The organism is Leucobacter chromiisoli (assembly GCF_016522505.1).
GTDB lineage: Bacteria > Actinomycetota > Actinomycetes > Actinomycetales > Microbacteriaceae > Leucobacter > Leucobacter chromiisoli.
In genome coordinates this window covers 16,811-35,728 of sequence record NZ_JAEHOH010000003.1, presented here as the reverse complement: position 1 = coordinate 35,728, position 18,918 = coordinate 16,811, and the positions used below count along the sequence as shown (strand labels likewise).

Sequence of the window (18,918 nt, the reverse complement as noted above, 5' to 3'; positions counted from 1 at the left end):
TGCGCCGCCGGCGGGGGAGGGAGGAGCTGGTGCGGCTGATGACGTGCTCGCGGGTGACAACGAGGCTCCTCTCGACGGCCAGCTCCGCATCGTCAGATGATTTGCGTGGGCTCTCCCGTTTTGAGCGGGACACCTGTAGAATGGGAAGCTGTGGTTGCGTACGACGACCCGGGCGCGCGGTGCATCAGCATCGAATCGCCCGGATGGTCCGAAGGCCAGAATACTGCACCGCTGCAGGGAGCCAGTTGGGTGCCTCGGAGGCGCCCCGGATCCGGATCCCTCCGGCTTCGCTCTGGTTCCGGCGGCGGAGACGAACGAGGGATGTGAACGATGCCAGAGGTGCTGATTGATCGGCCCGAGCTCGAGGGTTTGGGCCAGTACGAGTTCGGCTGGCACGACGCCGACGAGGCGGGCGCGACAGCCAAGCGCGGCCTCAACGAGCAGGTCGTGCGCGAGATCTCCGAGCTCAAGAACGAACCCGAGTGGATGCTGCAGCGCCGCCTGAAGGCCCTGCAGATCTTCGGCCGCAAGCCGATGCCGTCGTGGGGCGCGGATCTCTCCGAGATCGACTTCGACAACATCAAGTACTTCGTGCGCTCGACGGAGAAGCAGGCGACCTCCTGGGACGACCTTCCCGAGGAGATCAAGGAGACCTACGAGCGGCTCGGCATCCCCGAGGCCGAGCGCCAGCGCCTCGTCGCGGGCGTCGCCGCGCAGTACGAGTCCGAGGTCGTCTACCACCAGATCCGCGAGGACCTCGAGGCCCAGGGCGTGCTCTTCCTCGACACCGACACGGCGCTGCGCGAGCACCCCGAGATCTTCGAGCAGTACTTCGGCACGGTCATCCCCTCGGGCGACAACAAGTTCGCGGCGCTCAACACGGCCGTGTGGTCGGGCGGCTCCTTCGTGTACGTCCCGAAGGGCGTGCACGTCGAGATCCCGCTGCAGGCCTACTTCCGCATCAACACGGAGAACATGGGCCAGTTCGAGCGCACGCTCATCATCGCCGACGAGGACAGCTACGTCCACTACATCGAGGGCTGCACGGCGCCGATCTACAAGTCTGACTCCCTGCACTCGGCCGTCGTCGAGATCATCGTGAAGAAGAACGCCCGCGTGCGCTACACGACGATCCAGAACTGGTCGAACAACGTCTACAACCTGGTGACCAAGCGCGCGGTCGCCGAGGAGGGCGCGACCATGGAGTGGGTCGACGGCAACATCGGCTCCAAGGTGACCATGAAGTACCCGTCGATCTACCTGACCGGCGAGCACGCCAAGGGCGAGACCCTCTCCGTCGCGTTCGCGGGCCCCGGTCAGCACCAGGACGCGGGCGCGAAGATGATCCACCTCGCGCCGCACACCAAGTCGTCGATCCTCTCGAAGTCGATCGCGCGCGGCGGCGGCCGCACCGGCTACCGGGGCGAGGTGCGCGTGGAGGCGAACGCCCACCACGCCGCCAACTCGGTGGTCTGCGACGCGCTGCTGGTCGACACGATCTCGCGCAGCGACACGTACCCGGCGATCGACATCCGCACCGACGACGCCGAGCTCGGCCACGAGGCCACGGTCTCGCGCGTCAGCGAGGACCAGCTCTTCTACCTCATGAGCCGCGGGCTCGCCGAGGAGGAGGCGATGGCCATGATCGTGCGCGGCTTCATCGAGCCCATCGCCCGCGAGCTGCCCATGGAGTACGCCCTCGAACTGAACAAGCTCATCGAGATGGGCATGGAAGGATCCGTCGGATAATGACCGAAGCTGTTGCAACTCAGACGGCACCCGCACCGCAGAACGGCGCTCAGCACGGCCTGCAGGCGCACTCCGACGGGGGTTGGGACTCGAAGATCCCGGTGCAGACCCGGTCGGAGCGGCCCAAGTCGGCCGACGTCGCCGACTTCCCAGAGGTCACGGGACGCGAGGCCGTGTGGAAGTTCACGCCCGTCGCGAAGCTCGACGACCTGCTGAACGGCGAGCTCGACGGCTCGCGTCTCCCGGTCGCCGTGACCGAGGCGACGGGCATCGGCTCCGAGTGGATCGCCCGCGACGACGCCCGCATCGGCCGCGCAGGCCTCCCCGAGGATCGCGCGGCTGCGGCGGCCTGGACCGCCTTCGGCGAGGCCCACCTCGTCACCGTGTCGGGCGACGAGCGGGTCACCGCCGTCGTCACCCGCGACGCCCTCGGCTCGAACCCCCGCGCGGCGCACACCGTCATCGAGGCGGCGCCCCACGCCCACGGCCTCGTGATCCTCGAGAACTCGGGCGACGCCCGGATCACCGAGAACGTCGAGATCGTCGTCGGCGACGGCGCGAAGCTGACCGTGGTCTCGGTGCAGCAGTGGGACGACGCGGCCGTCCACCTCGCGAGCCACTACGCCACCGTGGGGCGCGACGCGTCGCTCACCCACATCGTCGTCTCGCTCGGCGGCGGCATCGTGCGCCTGAACCCCGCCATCCACCTCGACCACGAGGGCGCGAACGGCGAGGCGCTCGGAGCGTACTTCGCCGACGCCGGCCAGCACCTCGAGCACCAGGTCTACATGGATCACGACGCCCCCCACACCCGTAGCCGCGTCACCTACAAGGGCGCGCTGCAGGGCGAGGGCGCGCACACCGTGTGGATCGGCGACGTGCTGATCCGGAACAGCGCCACCGGCACCGACAGCTACGAGCAGAACCGCAACCTCGTGCTCACCGAGGGCACTCGCGCAGACTCGATCCCGAACCTCGAGATCGAGACCGGCGACATCGAGGGCGCGGGCCACGCCTCGGCCACCGGCCGCTTCGACGACGAGCACCTGTTCTACCTGCAGTCCCGCGGCATCTCCGAAGAGGAGGCGCGCAAGCTCGTCGTGCGCGGCTTCCTGCTCGAGGTCATCCAGCAGATCGGCGACGCCGAGACCGAGGAGCGCCTGCAGGCCGCCGTCGAGGCCGAGCTGTCTGAGAGCGTCGTGGCCAAGTGACCCGCCACAAAGCCCTCGCACTCAGCGATCTGGTGCAGGATCAGGCGACGCGGGTCGTCCTCGACGACGTGCCGATCGCCGTGGTGCTCGACAGCTCGGGCCAGGTGCACGCCATCGGCGACACCTGCAGCCACGGGCAGATCAGCCTCTCGGAGGGATTCGTCGAGGGCGACACGCTCGAGTGCTGGGCCCACGGCTCGGCCTTCTCGCTGTGCACCGGCATCCCGCAGAATCTTCCGGCCTACGAGCCGGTCCCCGTCTACGTCGTCGAGATCGAAGACGGCGACGTGTACATCGACCCCAACGTTACGAAAGAGATATGAACCATGAGCTCCGTTCTTGAAATCAAGGACCTGCACGTCAGTGTCGAGACCGAGCAGGGCACCAAGCAGATCCTCAAGGGGGTCGACCTGACGATCCGCCAGGGCGAGACCCACGCGATCATGGGCCCCAACGGCTCGGGCAAGTCGACCCTCGCCTACGCGATCGCCGGCCACCCCCGCTACACCGTCGACAGCGGATCCATCCTGCTCGACGGCGAAGAGGTGCTCGACATGGAGATCGACGAGCGCGCCAAGGCGGGCCTGTTCCTCGCCATGCAGTACCCGGTCGAGATCCCCGGTGTGACCAACGCCAACTTCCTCCGCACCGCGAAGACCGCGATCGACGGCGAGGCGCCCGCGATCCGCACCTGGATGAAGGACGTCAAGGGTGCGATGGCCAACCTCCGCATGGACTCCTCCTTCGCCGAGCGCAACGTCAACGAGGGCTTCTCCGGCGGCGAGAAGAAGCGCAACGAGATCCTGCAGCTCGAGCTGCTGAAGCCGCGCTTCGCGGTGCTCGACGAGACCGACTCCGGCCTCGACGTCGACGCGCTCAAGGTCGTCTCCGAGGGGGTCAACCGCGCCAAGGCCGAGTCCGGCCTCGGCGTGCTGCTCATCACCCACTACACGCGGATCCTGCGCTACATCAAGCCCGATTTCGTGCACGTGTTCGTGAACGGCCGCGTGGCCGAAGAGGGCGGCCCGGAGCTCGCCGACCGTCTCGAGGAGGAGGGCTACGACCGTTTCCTCGAGGCCGCGAAGGCGTAGGCTGATCGCATGAGCGATTCCGCCGGCACCCCGACGCCCCCCGCGTCGATCGACCCCGATTTCCGAGAGCAGGCCCTCGAGGCCCTGAAGGACGTCTCGGACCCCGAGCTCGGCGTCAACATCGTCGACCTCGGGCTGATCTACGACCTCGCCTTCGACGAGGAGCACGACGCCCTCGTCGTGAGCATGACGCTCACGAGCGCGGGCTGCCCGCTCACCGACGTCATCGAGAACGACATCGCCGAGGCGCTGGACGGGCTCGTCACGGCCTTCCGCATCAACTGGGTGTGGATGCCGCCGTGGACGCCCGAGCGGATCACCGACGATGGACGGGACATGATGCGGGCTCTGGGCTTCGCCATTTAGTGCTTCCCACGGCTCGGAGGATGATTCTCCGCCGGCGCGCTCTTCCAGCGCGCTGAGCGCGCTCGCCAAACCCAACCAAGCGCGCCTTCTCCGGAGAATCATCCTCCGAGCATTTCGAGTGCCGGTGGTGAAGCCCTCGGTGCATACATGTATGAGGTGCTGGGCTTTCGCCCGGCGCTGAGAGTTGTGAGGACACCGCCATGATCATCGTCGAGGACCTCGCGATCGACGTCGGCGCCCGCCGGCTGATGTCGGAGGTCGCCTTCCGGGTCAACCCGGGCGACAAGATCGGTCTCGTCGGCCGCAACGGCGCCGGCAAGACGACGCTGACGCGCACCCTCTCGGGGGAGCTGCAGCCGGCCGAGGGCAAGGTCACCGTGTCGGGGGAGCTCGGCTTCCTCCCGCAGGATCCCCGCTCCGGCGATCCCGAGCAGCTGGCGAGGCACCGCATCCTCGACGCCCGCGGCCTCGGAACGCTGACGAAGAACTTGGCGAGGGCCTCGGAGGACATGGCCTCCGACGATCCCGCCGTCGCGGAGAAGGCGATGAAGCGCTTCGGCAACCTCACCGACCGGTTCCAGGCGCTCGGCGGATACGCCGCCGAGGCCGAGGCGGCCTCGATCTCGCACAATCTCGGGCTGCCCGACCGCATCCTGGATCAGCCGCTGAAGACCCTTTCGGGCGGTCAGCGCCGCCGCATCGAGCTCGCCCGCATCCTCTTCAGCGATGCCGACACGATGATCCTCGACGAGCCGACCAACCACCTCGACGCCGACTCCATCGTGTGGCTGCGCGAGTTCCTGAAGGGGTACAAGGGCGGCGTCATCGTCATCTCCCACGACATCGACCTCGTCGGCGAGACCGTGAACCGGGTCTTCTACCTCGACGCCAACCGCCAGGTCATCGACGTCTACAACATGGGGTGGAAGCTGTACCAGCGCCAGCGGGCCGCCGACGAGGAGCGCCGCCGCAAGGAGCGCGCCAACGTCGAGAAGAAGGCCTCGGTGCTCAAGGATCAGGCCGCCCGCTTCGGCGCGAAGGCGTCGAAGGCCGCGGCCGCGCACCAGATGGTCGCGCGCGCGGAGAAGATGCTCTCGGGCCTCGAGGAGGTGCGCCAGGTCGACCGCGTGGCGAAGCTCCGCTTCCCCGACCCGGCCCCCTGCGGCAAGACCCCGCTCATGGCGCAGGGGCTCTCGAAGTCCTACGGCTCGCTCGAGATCTTCGCCGGGGTGGACCTCGCGATCGACAAGGGATCGCGCGTCGTGGTGCTGGGGCTGAACGGCGCGGGCAAGACCACGCTGCTGCGCCTGCTCGCCGAGGTCGACGAGCCCGACACGGGCGAGATCATCGAGGGCCACGGGCTCAAGGTCGGGTACTACGCGCAGGAGCACGAGACGCTCGACGTCGCCGCGAGCGTGCTGCAGAACATGGTCTCCGTGTCGCAGCATCTCACGGAGACCGAGGCGCGCAAGGTGCTCGGCTCGTTCCTGTTCACGGGAGACGACGTGCACAAGCCCGCCGGCGTGCTCTCGGGCGGGGAGAAGACGCGCCTCGCCCTGGCGATGCTCGTCGTATCGAGCGCGAACGTGCTGCTGCTCGACGAGCCGACGAACAACCTCGACCCCGCGAGCCGCGAGGAGATCCTCGACGCCCTCGCCCACTTCACGGGCGCCGTCGTGCTCGTCTCGCACGATCAGGGGGCGGTCGAGGCGCTGAACCCCGAGCGCGTGCTGATCATGCCCGAGGCGACCGAGGATCACTGGTCGAAGGAGTACCTGGAGCTCATCGAGCTGGCGTAGCTGGAGCTCATCGAGCCGGCGTAGGTAGACTGCTTGACTTGTGGCGGCCTTCGAACAGCGATTCCTTCCCCCGCGCGACGGCATCTCCGCCGCGCGGCTGCGGGCGCCCGGAGGACGCCGCACGCACGCCGGCGCGCACCTGCCCGTGCCCGCCACCGTCGGCGCCTGGCTCGCCGAGACGGTGATTCCGAGCACCCTCGGCCGCGAGCAGGCCTTCGGCGCGATGAGGCTGACCCCCGAGTACTTCGTCACCGACGGAGCGCTCACGACCGAGGGCGGGGAGCGGGCGGCCCTCGCCGATCCCGTCGAGCCCGGCGGCATCTACTCGTTCCACAAGCCCGTCCCGCACGAGCCCCGCATCCCCTTCGAGGTCGCGATCGTGTACGAGGACGAGGACCTGCTCGTCGTCGACAAGCCCGCCTTCCTCGCGAGCACCCCGAACGGGAAGTTCGTGCGCGAGTGCGTCGTCACCCGACTGCGCGCTGCCAGGGGCGAGGACTCGCTCGTGGCGATCCACCGCCTCGACCGGGTGACGAGCGGCCTGCTGATCCTCTCCCGCCGCGGGGCGACGCGCGGCGCCTACCAGTCGATGTTCCAGCGGCGCGAGGTGCGCAAGACCTACCGCGCGCTCGCCTGGCTGCCGCCCGCGTGGCGACCGGGGGATCCCCTGCCGCTGGGACTGGCGCCCGGAGCCGGTGCGCGGTACAGGATCAGCCGTCTCGAGAAGGAGGGCGGCACCCGCGCCGTGCTCGAGACCCTCGGCGAGCCGAACGCCCGCACCTCGATCGAGCTGCTGCGCGTGCTGCGTCACGCCGGGCGCTGGGCCGGCGAGTTCCTGCTGCGCCCGCACACCGGCAAGACCCACCAGCTGCGCGTGCACATGAACGCGCTCGGCATGCCGCTGCTCGGCGACCCCGTGTACCCGGTCGACCTCGCCCCCGACCCCTACGACTTCTCGAGCACCCTGCAGCTGCTCGCGGAGCGTCTCGCCTTCGCGGACCCGCTGACGGGGGAGGAGCGGGCGTTCGAGAGCGGCCTCCGGCTCGACCCGCGCAGCGCATAACTGGTTCGGGATCCGGGCCGCAGCCGGACACCGCCGAACCCCCTGTCTCAGCCGTCGAGGAGCGCGTCCTCCTCGTCGGCGTCCGACGGCCCGCGTCGCCGCCTGCGCTCGGCGCTGCGACGATCCTGCCGGCGCACGGTGTCGTTGCCGGCGTTCAGGCTGCGGTACTCCTGCCGCGCGGCGTAGGCGACCCCGATGCCCGCGATCAGGATGAAGACGTACCACTGCAGCGCGTACGAGAGGTGCGGCCCCTCGTCCCGCTCCGGCTTCGACGGGAGCTGCCCGTGCTCGAAGGCCTGCTCGGCCGCGGGGGTCTCCGAGATGAGCATCCCGTACGCCCCGGTGTAGGTGGACGAGGGGTCGCCGGCGAGTCTCGCGAGCTCCGGCAGGTCGATGCTCGCCACCGTGCTGCCCGAGGTCGAGCGCCCGCTGATCTCGGGTTCGCCCGCGCGCAGCCGGGCCTCCACCGTCACCTCGCCCATGGGGGCGGGCGGCAGCCCGGCGAACACCTCGTCCGGGTGCTCCAGCGCCGAGCTCTCGACCGGCACCCAGCCCCGATCCACGAAGAAGATGCTGCCCTCGGCGGTGCGCAGCGCCTGGATCATGTCGGCGCCCACGCCTCCGGGGCCCGGGCGGTTCCGCGCGAGGAAGGGATCGCCGACGTACTCGCCGGTCGCCACCACCGGGCGCCACTTCTGCGCGTCCTCGTCGAAGCCGCCGAGGTCGGGGAGCTCCTCGGGGAGGGGCGCGGGCGCGGCCTCGTAGTTCGCGTCGATCCGCTCGATCTCGGCGCGCGCCTCGGCCCGCCGGTCGAACTGCCAGTTGCCGAGGAACACGCAGGCGATGGAGAAGATCACGAACAGCGTGAAGTAGCCGAACCATCGCTTGCTCCGCAGGAAGCTCCAGCCCGGCTGCTCGACCGGCTGCGGCAGATCGCCCGCATCGGCTCGGGCGGGAGCCATCGTCTCCGTCATGCCTCGTCGGCCTTCGTCTCGAGATCCGACACCGGCCGCACCTCGAGCGGGAAGTCCCGCGCCGCGAGGAACTCCCGCAGCGTCTCGAGGTGCTCACCGCACGCCAGCCAGGTCTTCCGCCGCTCGGGGTCGTGGATCTTCGGGTTGCGCCACAGGATGGCCGAGTCCGCGGCCTCTCTGCACCCGGCGCGGGAGCACTCGAACCGCTGAGCGGGAGAGCCTCCGAGCGAGGCCGAGAGCACGCCGCTCATGCCGGCTCCTCCCCGGGATCGGCCGACGCAGGCTCGGCTCGGGCTTCGCCGGGGGAGGCGCCGTCCCGGGATTCGGCTGCGGGCTCCGGCTCCGCCGCGTCCGGGGGCGAGGCCCGGCGGTCGGCGGGAGCATCGACGACGATGAGGGAGCCCTCGCGTCCGGTCTCCTCCGGCTCGGCGCCGGCGCCGGTGAGCTGCAGCGGTTCGGGAGCCTCGGGGTGCTCACCCCCCGTGTGCGCGACGGCGTTCGCGATCATCACCGCGAAGTAGGGGAGCAGCACGGCCCCGGCGCCCGCGAGGAGCACCCACCACCCGCGCACGAAGAACAGGGAGGCGACGCACACGACGCGCAGGCTCATCGTGATGAAGTACACGCGCATACGGTGCGCCCGATCCTCGGCCGGATTCACCCCGGCCGAGGTCACGCTGTAACTCTTCGCCATGCGCTCCTTCTTCGATCCCTCCCAGCCTACGCTCCGCCGCTGGATACACGCCGCAAGATGGAGCGGTCGCCACGTCCGATTCCCCTAGTCTTGAGGCAGCCCCAACGGAAGGATCCTCCATGAGCACCCCCCGCACCGTACTCGTGACCGGCGGCAACCGCGGCATCGGATACGCCATCGCACAGCGCATGATGGCCGACGGGCACCGCGTCGCCGTGACCGCCCGATCCGGGGAGGGCCCCGAGGGATCGCTCACGGTGCGCGCCGAGATGACCGACGCCGCGTCGATCAACGCGGCCTTCACCGAGATCGAGGCGCAGCTCGGCCCCGTCGAGGTGGTCGTCGCGAACGCCGGGATCACCCGCGACACCCTGCTGCTGCGCATGAGCGAGCAGGAGTTCAGCGAGGTCGTCGACACCAACCTCACCGGCACCTTCCGGGTCGTCAAGCGCGCCGCGAAGGGCCTGCTCAAGGGGCGCTTCGGCCGAGTGATCCTGCTCTCGAGCGTCGTCGCCCTCTACGGCTCGCCGGGGCAGATCAACTACTCCTCGTCGAAGGCGGCGCTCGTCGGCTTCGCCCGCTCCCTGACCCGCGAGCTGGGCGGGCGCGGGATCACCGCGAACGTCATCGCCCCCGGGTTCATCGAGACCGACATGACGGCCGCGCTGCCCGAGGAGCAGCAGAAGAAGTACCTCGACTCGATCCCCGCCGGCCGCTTCGGCCAGGTCGAGGAGATCGCCGGCGTCGCCTCCTGGCTCGCGGGGGACGACGCGGGATACGTCTCGGGCGCGGTCATCCCGGTCGACGGCGGCCTGGGGATGGGGCACTAGGCCGGAGCGTCAGCGCGCCCGGGTCGAGCCCGGCCCGGCGAGCCGGAGCGCGAGCGCGGTGCGGTCGTGCACTCCGAACTTGCGCAGCAGCGCCGACACGGTGTTCTTCACCGTGCCGTGGGCGAGGTGCAGGCGCTCGGCGATCATCCGGTTGCTGCACCCCTGCGCGACGAGCGCCGCCACCGCCCGCTCCGTATCGTTCAGCGCGGGCCGCGCTCCGCCGTCGGGATCCGGCTCCGCGCCCCGCACCACCTGTTTCGTCCGTTCTGCCCGTTCCGTCCGTTCCACCTGTTCTGCCCGTTCCGTTCTGCCCGTCCCGTCCGTCGATCCGCCAATGTCAGTGGTCCGTGGTTGCATGGATTCATGACCAGCAGCCGCAACACCGATACCCGCTCCGCGGCTCCCGGAGCGGGCGGCGACGGCGCCGGCTCGGATGCGCATCCGCTCGAAGAGGTGATCGGGTGGCTCGAACGAGCGGAGGCGCAGCGGCGGGCCTCCGATGCCGCGCGGGTCGCCCTCATCGCGGCGGCGATGGATCAGACGGTCGGCGATCCCTCGGGCGCCGCTGCTCGAGCCTCGGGGCCGGGCCCCGCCACGGAACTCGCGTACCGCTCGCTGCGCGCCGAGCTCGCCACCGCGTTCCGCATCAGCGAGTACGAGGCGGAGCGGCAGATGGATCTCGCCCACCGCCTCTCGCATCAGTACGTCGAGACGCTGAGCGCCCTCGACCGCGCGGAGATCTCGTACGCGCACGCCCGCATAGTAGCGTCTGCCGGCATGGTGATCGGTGCGGCGGACACGCCGGAGTTGCGCCGCAGGCGCGCCGGCTACGAACAGGAGGTGCTGGAGATCGCAGTCCGGGAGACCCCCGGTCGGCTGCGCCCGATCGCACGACGGCTCGCCGAGCGATGGGCCGAGCGCACGCTCGATGAACGACACCGCGAGGCGGTCGCCGAACGCCGGGTGTGCATCATCGACGGCGAAGACGGGATGGCCGAGCTGTTCGCGCGGCTGCCGGCGCTCGAGGCACACGCCATCTACGACCGCCTCACTCGGATCGCGCGTGCCGCCGAGCACGGCGAACGGAGGGTTCCCGCGCGGGGCGAGACCCCCGAGGACGAGGTCCGCGCTGCACTGAAGCAGGAGACCTCGGCCGAAGCCCCTGCCGCTCGCACGCGTGATCAGCTGCGCGCTGACGCCCTCGCCGATCTCCTGCTCTCGTCCGACGAGTTCTCACTGTTCGCGGGCAGCACGGGGGAGTCCGTGCGCGCGAGCGTGCAGGTGATCGTGTCAGGGGGGCCGGGGCAGGCAGGGCGGCCGGGGCAGGCGGGGCAGAGGCCTGAGGGCGAGGCTCCCCGTGCCGACGGCGAAGGCACCGATAGCGCTGAAGGTACCGGAAACGCTGAACATGCCGACAGCACTGACTTCGGCGGCGACATCGACCTCGCACGCGATGCCGAGCTCGTGGGGTTCGGCCCGATCGACGGGGCGACCGCCGGCCGCATCGCGTCCGAGACCGGACGGTGGAGCACCGTCGTTCTCGAATCGGCGACCGGACGGGTGCTGTCAGTGGATCGGTACCGCCCGAGCGAGCAGATGCGCCGCATGCTCGGTGCCCGCGATCGGCACTGCCGCTTCCCGGGGTGCCGGGTTCCTGTATCGCGCTGCGATCTCGATCATACGGTCGACGCCGCACTCGGCGGGCCGACTGCCACCGATAATCTTGCCCACCTCTGCCGTGGGCATCACGTGCTGAAGCACCACACCCAGTGGCGAGTGTCACAGGATTCGGGCGGGGCGCTCCGATGGCGCAGTCCGACCGGACGCGAGTACGTCGATCGTCCACCGGGCGCAGTACTCGCCGGTGCACGGAGAACGGTGAGGTTCGTCGGCTCCTCGGAACCGGGGTTCTAGGGTAGCGTCACCCCAGCCGGTCGAGCAGCGGGATCGCGAGGGCGAGGTCGTCCTCGATGGAGACGTCGGCGCGCTCGCGCACGATCGGCTTCGCGTTGAAACCGACGCCGATCGCCGCGATCCCCATCATCTCCAGGTCGTTCGCCCCGTCCCCGATGGCGACCGCGGCGGAGAGCGGGATGCCGGCCTCCTCGGCCCACTCGCGCAGCGCGGCGGCCTTGGCCGCCCCGTCCACGATCGGGCCGAGCACGCGTCCCGTGAGTTCCCCGCCCTCGACCTCGAGCCGGTTGGCCCGCCACCGGTCGAGCCGCAGATCCTCGGCGAGCGGGTCGAGCACCTCGTGGAAGCCGCCCGAGACCACGCCCACCACACCGCCGCGCGCGTGCACCTCGGCCACCAGCTCGTGGATGCCGCGCGTCGGCCGGACCCGCTCGTAGACGCGTCGGAACACCGATGCGGGCGTGCCCGCGAGCGTCGCCACCCGCTCGCGCAGGCTCTCCGCGAAGTCGAGTTCGCCCCGCATGGCCCGCTCGGTCACCTCGGCGACGAGCGCCCTGGTGCCGGCCTCGTCGGCGATGAGCTCGATCACCTCGTCCCGGATGGTGGTGGAGTCGCAGTCGAGCACGACGAGGGGACGCGCGGGGGAGGTCTCGGTCATAGCGACCAGCCTACTGTCCGGCGCGTCCGCGGTCGTCCGCGTGGCGCGGGCGAGCGGGTCGGCCCGCTGCGGTTAGGCTTGAGCGCATGGTCAATGTGCTGCGCTTCACCGATGTGTCCTACGTTCGAGACCGCCGCCCGATCCTCGACGGCGTGAACTGGGCGGTGGACAGCTCGGAGCGCTGGGTGATCCTCGGCCCCAACGGTGCCGGGAAGACCACGCTGTTGAAGCTCGCCACCGCCAACGACTACCCGACCACGGGCGAGGTGCAGATCCTCGACGCGACCCTCGGCCGCGTGGACGTCTTCGAGCTGCGCAATCGGCTCGGCTTCGCCTCCTCGGCGAGTGCGCGACGCATTCCGGCGGGGGAGCGGGTGCGCGACGTCGTGCTCACCGCCGCGTACTCGGTCGAGGGGCGGTGGAACGAGCAGTACGACGACATCGACCTGCGGCAGGCCGACCGCATCCTCGCCGAGTGGGATCTGACGGAGTTCGCCGACCACCGCTTCGGCACGCTCAGCGACGGGGAGCGGAAGCGGGCGATGATCGCCAGGGCCGTGATGACGGATCCCGAGCTGCTGCTGCTCGACGAGCCGAGCGCGAGCCTCGACCTCGGCGCGCGTGAGCGACTGCTGCAGATGCTCTCGGGCTTCGCGCAGTCGCCGGGCTCGCCCGCCATGGTGATGGTCACCCACCACGTCGAGGAGATCCCTCCCGGCTTCACGCACGTGCTCATGATCCGCGACGGCCGCGTGCAGGCATCCGGCGAGATCGCGCAGACGCTGAGCGCCGAGAACCTCGAGGCGACCTTCGGCATGCCCTTCGATCTCAGCGTCTCCGAGGGCCGCTACTCGGCGGTCGCGCGGCCGTAGGCGACGCTCCACGACCCAGGGCCCCGACACGCCCCGGCTCCGCCGCGGGCGATGTCCGGACGAGCGAGGCTGTTTCTGCTAAAATAGAACGCTGTGCGGTCATCCGCCGATCCCAAGACCTCGGAGCGTGCTGTTACACGCTCCATGCAAGGCGACAATCCTAAGGACTACTCATGAAGACCGAAATCCACCCCGAGTACAACGCGATCGTGTTCCGCGACCTGGCGTCGGGCGAGACCTTCCTCACCCGTTCCACGCTGACGAGCGACAAGACCATCGAGCTCGACGGTGCGACCTACCCGGTCATCGACGTCGAGATCTCGAGCGCCTCGCACCCGTTCTACACGGGCAAGCAGCGCATCATGGACTCGGCAGGCCGCGTCGAGAAGTTCAACCAGCGCTTCAAGGGCTTCGGCGCCTGATCGCAGCCCTGGAATACGGAAGAACCCCCGGAGAGATCCGGGGGTTCTTCCGTATTCCGGAACCTACCGCAGCGGCCAGGAGCCGTCTGCGATGAAGGAGGCGTCGCGCACGCGCCGCATGTACTCCTGGAAGCTCGCGGCCTGCGCCGCCGCCCACTCGATCTGCGCCCGGTGCAGGTCGTCGAGCTCGCCGGGGATCACCTCGGCGTACTTGCGCGCCAGCGCCTGCAGCACCCGGCCCGCGGCGATCGCGTCGTCGCCCGCGTCGTGAGCGTTGCCGATCTCGACCCCGTAGTGCTGCGCGACGAGCTCGAGCGTGCGCTTCCCCTTGCGGAACCGGTCGAACTGCTTATCGAGGATCAGCGGATCGATCACGGGGGAGAGGGGCTCCGGCCAGCCCACCGAGTGGCGCGCGGCCTCGGCGCGCAGCAGCGTCAGATCGAAGGGCGCGTTGTAGGCGACGATGGGGAAGCCCCGGTCGATCATCGACGCGAGCATGGAGACGATCTGCTCGATGCCGACCTCTGCGCGCATACCGCTCGACCGCGCGACCTCCGTGCTGATGCCGTGCACGCGCACCGCCGCGGCGGGGATCTCGACCCCGGGATCGAGCAACCAGTCGTAGCGCTCGACCACCTCGCCGCCTCCGCCGAGCAGCGCCACCGCGGCGCTCACGATACGCGCGCCCGAGGTGTCGATGCCGGTCGTCTCGGTGTCGAACACGGCGAGGTTCTCAGCCCAGAGGGGGAGTCGGTCGGTCACATCTGTCCCTTCGTCACCCTCGATGCTATCGACGACCTCGGACATCGGGCGCACCGGTCCTATCAGGGCACGCGGATGGTCCGCGGATACACTCGCTACGTGAGTGACGCATCGCCCGACCTGCTCGTCCCGACGCTCGGGATCCGCACCCGCGCCTGGCAGTACGGGGATCCGGCCGGCGAGCCGCTGATCCTGGTCCACGGCTTCCGCGGCGACCACCACGGGCTCGAGGGCCTCGCCGGACTGCTCGCCGAGACGGCCCCCGAGCTGCGGGTCGTCGTCCCGGATCTGCCCGGATTCGGGCGCACGCCGGCGATCCCGGGTCGCGAGCACGATCTTCGGCTGTACGGCGAGTGGCTGCGGGCCTTCGTCGCCGAGATCGCGCCAGGGGGCTTCGGCATCCTCGGGCACTCCTTCGGCTCGCTGGTCGTCGCGAGGGCGATCGCGGACGGGCTCGACCCGAGCCGGATCATGCTGATCAACCCGATCTCCTCGCCGGCGCTGGAGGGCCCGAACGGCGCCATGACCCGTCTCGCCATCGCCTATTACCGGGCCGCCGCCGTGCTGCCCGAGTCGCGGGCCCGGCGGCTGCTGGGCGACCCGCTCATCGTGCGGGTCATGAGCGAGGTGATGGCGAAGACGCGCGATCCCGAGCTGCGCTCCTGGATCCACCGGCAGCACGCCGAGCACTTCAGCGACTTCTCGGACTCTGCGACGCTGCTCCAGGCCTTCCGGGCCTCGGTGTCCCACACGGTGGGAGAGTTCGCTGCGGCGTTCGCCGCCCCGACGCTGCTGATCGTCGGAGATCGGGACGACATCACGCCGCTGCCCGAGCAGCTCCGGCTGCAGCGCGCCATCCGCGGATCCCGGCTGAGGATCGTACCCGGCGTGGGCCATCTCGTGCACTACGAGGCGGTCGAGGACGCGACGGTGTTCGTCGCCGGCTTCCTGCGCGAGACCGCGGCGGAGCGCGCGGAGCCGGACGCGCGGCGCGGCGCAGCCGTCGACGCGGGGGAGTCCGGACGGTGAGGATCCATCGCATCGCAGACCTCCAGGCGCCCGAGCTCGCCGACTACACGCAGCTCACCGACGTCGCGCTGCGGCGGGTGCGGGAGCCGGCCGAGGGCCTGTACCTCGCAGAATCTCCCAAGGTGATCGAGCGCGCGCTGCGGGCCGGACACCGACCGCGCTCGGCGCTGATCCTGGAGGAGTGGCTGCCGAAGGTGGAGCCGCTGCTCGCCGCCCACCCCGAGGTGCCCGTGTACGTGGGGGAGCCAGACCAGCTCGCGCGGCTCACGGGCTTCCACATGCACCGGGGCGCCCTCGCGTCGATGCACCGCCCGACGGAGCGGGATCCGGTCGAGCTGCTGGCGGCCTCCCGGCGCGTCGTCGTGCTCGAGGACCTCGCCGATCACACGAACGTGGGCGCGATCTTCCGCTCGGCGGCCGCGCTCGGCGCCGACGCGGTCCTGCTGAGCCCCGCCTGCGCCGATCCGCTCTACCGGCGCGCGGTGCGCGTGAGCATGGGAGCGACGCTCCAGGTGCCCTGGGCGCGTCTGCCAGACTGGCGCGAAGCCGGACCGATGTTCCGGGAATCCGGATACGAGCTGACCGCGTTCGCGCTGCAGGACGACGCCGAGGACCTCGCCGACTTCGTCGAGCACGTTCCCGAACGGGTTGCCCTGATGTTCGGCACGGAGGGAGCGGGTCTGACGCGACGGGCGCTCGCCTCGTCGGCCCGCTCGGTCGTCGTCCCCATGGATCACGGGGTCGATTCGCTGAACGTCTCGACGGCTGCCGCGCTCGCGCTGTGGGCGGTGCGCACGGCGGACGCGAAGCGTTCGTCGCGCACCGCCGTGCCGCCACTGCGGCAGCCTACGGAGCGCAGCGAGGGGTAGCGGTGCGCACGGCGGACGCGAAGCGCCACTCACCATCACCCCGCGCACAGCCGGCGGACGGGCGGCATCCAGGAGACCGCTAGCTCGCCCGGTTACTCTGGGCCTATCGTTCGAGCGCTCCCTGCACGGAGAGCGGCTCGCCCGGGGCGCGGAGCGCGCGCGTCGGGCCGGCCGAACCGGCGCGCAGAGCCACCGTTTCCACCAGTACCGTCATCTCCGCAGGACACCAGGGGAGCACCACCATGCTTGCAGGCGCCAGGGGCCGGATCAGGGCCCTCGCGTTCGCGGTCGTCGCCGCGGCCGTGGGGGCGCTCTCGTACGTGCTCGGCGTGCAGAGCGCCCTCGGTCAGCAGGCCGAGGCCAGCGTGCTCGACGCGGCGTCGTTCACCACGACGCCGCCGGCCCCGCTGAACCTCGTGTCGGTGCCCTCGGTGATCCTGGCCCTCGTGCTGCTCGGCTCGTTCGCGCTCGCGGTGCACGGGTTCCGCCGAGCGCTGGGCGTGACCGGAGTCTCCGCGCTCGCGATCGTCGCGTCGCAGCTGCTCAAGCAGCAGTTCCTCCAGCGCCCCGGCCTCTTCGAGCTCGACGCGCCGAACACCTTTCCAAGCGGCCACATGACGGTGTTCGCGGTGCTGACGATGGCCCTCATCTGGGCGGTTCCGGATCGCTCGCGGGCCGTCTTCGCGCTGCTCGGCGCCGCGCTGCTCGGCGTCGTCGCCTGGCAGCTGCTGGCGTACGGCTGGCACCGTCCGAGCGATGTGCTCGGCGCGCTCGCGCTCAGCGTGCTCGCGTTCGCCATCGCCCGGATCTTCGTGCCGGGAGCGAGAGCGGCGCGGCCGGCGCTCGGCGGGTTCGCGCGAGTCGCGCTCACGTTGGGCGGCGGGCTCCTCATCGCCGGCGCGCTCGGCCTAGCCGGCCTGAGCCTCGTCTCCGAGCCCGGCGGCGCGCTCGGACTCGGGAGAAGCGATCTGCTGCTCCTGGCGGGCGAGCTCGGAACCGTCGGGGCGTCCGCGCTGAGCGTCCGGGCCGCGCTGTCGCTGAGCTCCTGATTGCGAGCCCTCAGGTGCGGCGCTCTCGGCGTCACGTTCTTGGCGTCGAGCGCTTGGCGTCGAGCGCTTGGCGTCGAGCGCTTGGCGTCGAGCGCTTGGCGTCGCCCTCGCATGTGCTTATGTCAGCTGCGGTGAGCGCCGCTTCGCGGAGCCCGATCGATCGTCGCATCCCTCCGTCGACGTATTCACACTGCGCGGGTTTCGATGCGACGGCGGAGATCGGATGTCGGGACGGAGCTCCGGGACGGAGCTCTGGGACGGAGCTCTGGGACGGAGCTCTGGGACGGAGCTTCGAAGCGGTACGGCGACAACGATTCGTCGCGGTACGGCTGCCGCTTTCGTCTGTTCGTCGATAATCTATATTATGTCAGATTAGCTCGAGGGCGGTCTCCCTCACCACCCCAATAACCCCCTTCGATCACCGATCGCGGCGGCGAGAGAACATCATGTGAACGACCCCGCTCGGCGAGACGACGGCCTCGATGCGGAAACGCCGTTCCAGGCCCTCCAGCCCGTCCCAGAGCCGCTCGCCTCAACCGAGGACGATCGGCACGACGGCGACGTGCATCTCGTCGACCAGGTCAGCGCGCAGGAACTCGCGGATGATCGTGGCGCCGCCGCCGATCCGGACATCGAGTTCCCCGGCGAGCTCGCGAGCTCGGGTCAGCGCCTCGGCGGGATCGGCGTCGACGAAGTAGAAGGTGGTCCCGCCGTCGAGCTCGAGCGGCGGTCGCGGGTGATGGGTGAGCACGACGACCGGGGTGCGAAAGGGCGGGTCCTCGCCCCACCATCCCCTCCACTCCTCATCCGGCCACCGCCCCGACTCGGGCGCGAACTTGTTGCGCCCCATGATCTCGGCACCGATACCGGTGTTCCAGCGACTCGCGAAGGCCTCGTCGATGCCGACGGTCCCCTCCTGCTCGCCATGGAAGCCCATCTCCGTGAACGTGCGGGTCGGAATGGCCCACTCGAGCAGCCGGGTTCCGGCATGGCCGAACGGCTCCTCCAGGCGCTGCCCCTCGCCGACGCCGAAGCCGTCGAGCGAGACGGAGAAATTGTGAACGCGGACGAGTGAGATGATGACTCCTTGCTCTGCTACCGGCCGGTATCCGAGATCTCGGCGACGTAGGCCGCGAGGCTGCTCAGCGTCTGCCGGCCGCCCTCGATCGCCCGATACCGCTCCACCGCTTCGTCCCGGAGCTCCTTCGTGGGGAACACCGTGCGCATCACGATCCGGGTCCCCTCTCCCAGCCGATGGAAGCTCAGGAACGAGTCGAAGGCGTTCGGGTCGTCGCGGAACTCCCCGTGCAGCATCGCGATCCGCTCGGGCGGGACGATCTCGCGCCAGAGGATCCACTCCGGGTAGTGGGTGCCGTCGGGGCCGTGCATCATGAAGCTCCACTCCCTCCGACCCTGAACTCGAATGATCGGGTCGTCGTGGTGAACCCCTCGGGCCCCCACCATCGCGAGAGGTGCCGAACGTCGGTGAAGGCCTCGAAGACGAGCTCTCGCGGGGCATCGATGACGCGTGAGACCACGATCTCGCGGTCGGCCGTTCCATGCATG

Annotated in this window: 20 protein-coding genes and 2 pseudogenes; 14 read left to right on the top strand and 8 right to left on the bottom strand. The window is 70.2% G+C overall.

Features of this window, described 5'->3' with window-relative positions; all coding sequences use genetic code 11:
• The first annotated feature begins 330 nt into the window (after positions 1 to 330).
• The 7 genes from sufB to JD276_RS02870 all read left to right on the top strand — a co-directional run bounded on the left by sufB (position 331) and on the right by JD276_RS02870 (position 7,279).
• Positions 331 to 1,749 carry a Fe-S cluster assembly protein SufB gene (gene sufB / locus JD276_RS02900; protein ID WP_200113746.1) on the top strand — a complete coding sequence of 473 codons (1,419 nt, stop codon included), beginning with the start codon at positions 331 to 333 and terminating at the stop codon, positions 1,747 to 1,749.
• The gene (gene sufD, locus JD276_RS02895; RefSeq protein ID WP_200113745.1) at positions 1,749 to 2,960 is read left to right on the top strand and encodes a Fe-S cluster assembly protein SufD; all 1,212 of its coding nucleotides are present in this window, start codon (positions 1,749 to 1,751) and stop codon (positions 2,958 to 2,960) included. Before sufB ends, sufD begins: the two co-directional genes overlap by 1 nt.
• Positions 2,957 to 3,283 (top strand): non-heme iron oxygenase ferredoxin subunit, encoded by a 327-nt coding sequence (locus tag JD276_RS02890; protein ID WP_200113744.1) that lies wholly within the window; start codon positions 2,957 to 2,959, stop codon positions 3,281 to 3,283. The genes sufD and JD276_RS02890 overlap by 4 nt, the downstream gene beginning before the upstream one ends.
• Positions 3,284 to 3,286: 3 nt before the next feature.
• Positions 3,287 to 4,051: a Fe-S cluster assembly ATPase SufC gene (gene sufC / locus JD276_RS02885; RefSeq protein ID WP_200113743.1), complete on the top strand. Its 765-nt coding sequence runs from the start codon at positions 3,287 to 3,289 to the stop codon at positions 4,049 to 4,051.
• 9 nt (positions 4,052 to 4,060) lie between these two features.
• Positions 4,061 to 4,417: a metal-sulfur cluster assembly factor gene (locus JD276_RS02880; protein WP_200113741.1), complete on the top strand. Its 357-nt coding sequence runs from the start codon at positions 4,061 to 4,063 to the stop codon at positions 4,415 to 4,417.
• A gap of 200 nt (positions 4,418 to 4,617) precedes the next feature.
• Positions 4,618 to 6,216: an ABC-F family ATP-binding cassette domain-containing protein gene (locus JD276_RS02875; protein ID WP_200113739.1), complete on the top strand. Its 1,599-nt coding sequence runs from the start codon at positions 4,618 to 4,620 to the stop codon at positions 6,214 to 6,216.
• A gap of 40 nt (positions 6,217 to 6,256) precedes the next feature.
• Entirely contained in the window at positions 6,257 to 7,279 is a 1,023-nt protein-coding gene (locus JD276_RS02870; protein WP_200113737.1) for a pseudouridine synthase, read from the top strand.
• A gap of 47 nt (positions 7,280 to 7,326) precedes the next feature.
• Here the strand turns inward: JD276_RS02870 and JD276_RS02865 are convergent, their stop codons facing one another.
• Genes JD276_RS02865 through JD276_RS02855 form a run of 3 tightly spaced genes read right to left on the bottom strand, consistent with a single transcriptional unit; the run spans position 7,327 to position 8,947 of the window.
• Positions 7,327 to 8,253: an SURF1 family cytochrome oxidase biogenesis protein gene (locus JD276_RS02865; protein ID WP_200113735.1), complete on the bottom strand. Its 927-nt coding sequence runs from the start codon at positions 8,251 to 8,253 to the stop codon at positions 7,327 to 7,329.
• Positions 8,250 to 8,504: a hypothetical protein gene (locus JD276_RS02860; protein WP_200113734.1), complete on the bottom strand. Its 255-nt coding sequence runs from the start codon at positions 8,502 to 8,504 to the stop codon at positions 8,250 to 8,252. Before JD276_RS02860 ends, JD276_RS02865 begins: the two co-directional genes overlap by 4 nt.
• On the bottom strand, positions 8,501 to 8,947 hold the full coding sequence (locus JD276_RS02855) for a DUF3099 domain-containing protein (RefSeq protein ID WP_200113733.1): 447 nt from the start codon (positions 8,945 to 8,947) through the stop codon (positions 8,501 to 8,503). Before JD276_RS02855 ends, JD276_RS02860 begins: the two co-directional genes overlap by 4 nt.
• A 119-nt stretch (positions 8,948 to 9,066) precedes the next feature.
• On the opposite strand from JD276_RS02855, the gene fabG reads away from it, so the two are divergent.
• A complete protein-coding gene (fabG, locus tag JD276_RS02850) occupies positions 9,067 to 9,777 on the top strand; it encodes a 3-oxoacyl-ACP reductase FabG (protein ID WP_200113732.1) in 711 nt (236 codons plus the stop codon).
• A gap of 9 nt (positions 9,778 to 9,786) precedes the next feature.
• Here the strand turns inward: fabG and JD276_RS16100 are convergent, their stop codons facing one another.
• Positions 9,787 to 10,029, bottom strand: a complete 243-nt coding sequence (locus tag JD276_RS16100; protein ID WP_307866416.1) for a response regulator transcription factor — start codon at positions 10,027 to 10,029, stop codon at positions 9,787 to 9,789.
• Positions 10,030 to 10,140: 111 nt separating this feature from the next.
• On the opposite strand from JD276_RS16100, the gene JD276_RS02840 reads away from it, so the two are divergent.
• Positions 10,141 to 11,691, top strand: coding sequence for an HNH endonuclease signature motif containing protein (locus tag JD276_RS02840; RefSeq protein ID WP_233615261.1), 1,551 nt, complete (start codon positions 10,141 to 10,143; stop codon positions 11,689 to 11,691).
• Positions 11,692 to 11,698: 7 nt separating this feature from the next.
• Here the strand turns inward: JD276_RS02840 and serB are convergent, their stop codons facing one another.
• Positions 11,699 to 12,349 (bottom strand): phosphoserine phosphatase SerB, encoded by a 651-nt coding sequence (gene serB / locus JD276_RS02835; protein WP_200113729.1) that lies wholly within the window; start codon positions 12,347 to 12,349, stop codon positions 11,699 to 11,701.
• An 86-nt stretch (positions 12,350 to 12,435) separates the two neighbouring features.
• Here serB and JD276_RS02830 point away from each other — a divergent pair, with 86 nt between their 5' ends.
• Both JD276_RS02830 and JD276_RS02825 read left to right on the top strand, forming a co-directional pair.
• Positions 12,436 to 13,221 (top strand): ABC transporter ATP-binding protein, encoded by a 786-nt coding sequence (locus tag JD276_RS02830; protein ID WP_200113727.1) that lies wholly within the window; start codon positions 12,436 to 12,438, stop codon positions 13,219 to 13,221.
• 173 nt (positions 13,222 to 13,394) lie between these two features.
• Entirely contained in the window at positions 13,395 to 13,643 is a 249-nt protein-coding gene (locus tag JD276_RS02825; protein ID WP_200113725.1) for a type B 50S ribosomal protein L31, read from the top strand.
• Positions 13,644 to 13,706: 63 nt separating this feature from the next.
• Here JD276_RS02825 and JD276_RS02820 read toward each other — a convergent pair whose 3' ends face one another.
• A complete protein-coding gene (locus tag JD276_RS02820) occupies positions 13,707 to 14,405 on the bottom strand; it encodes an exonuclease domain-containing protein (protein ID WP_200113718.1) in 699 nt (232 codons plus the stop codon).
• Positions 14,406 to 14,504: 99 nt separating this feature from the next.
• Here JD276_RS02820 and JD276_RS02815 point away from each other — a divergent pair, with 99 nt between their 5' ends.
• The 3 genes from JD276_RS02815 (at position 14,505) to JD276_RS02805 (ending at position 17,352) form a co-directional block, all read left to right on the top strand.
• On the top strand, positions 14,505 to 15,434 hold the full coding sequence (locus JD276_RS02815; RefSeq protein ID WP_307866415.1) for an alpha/beta fold hydrolase: 930 nt from the start codon (positions 14,505 to 14,507) through the stop codon (positions 15,432 to 15,434).
• Positions 15,431 to 16,303: a TrmH family RNA methyltransferase gene (locus JD276_RS02810; protein WP_200113714.1), complete on the top strand. Its 873-nt coding sequence runs from the start codon at positions 15,431 to 15,433 to the stop codon at positions 16,301 to 16,303. The genes JD276_RS02815 and JD276_RS02810 overlap by 4 nt, the downstream gene beginning before the upstream one ends.
• Positions 16,304 to 16,545: 242 nt before the next feature.
• Complete coding sequence (locus tag JD276_RS02805; protein WP_200113712.1) at positions 16,546 to 17,352, top strand: phosphatase PAP2 family protein; 807 nt, start codon at positions 16,546 to 16,548, stop codon at positions 17,350 to 17,352.
• A gap of 418 nt (positions 17,353 to 17,770) precedes the next feature.
• Here JD276_RS02805 and JD276_RS02800 read toward each other — a convergent pair.
• Together JD276_RS02800 and JD276_RS15820 are read right to left on the bottom strand one after the other, a co-directional pair.
• Positions 17,771 to 18,430 (bottom strand): annotated as a pseudogene (locus JD276_RS02800) (dihydrofolate reductase family protein).
• Positions 18,431 to 18,447: 17 nt separating this feature from the next.
• Positions 18,448 to 18,917 (bottom strand): annotated as a pseudogene (locus JD276_RS15820) (SRPBCC family protein).
• Position 18,918: the final 1 nt, after the last annotated feature.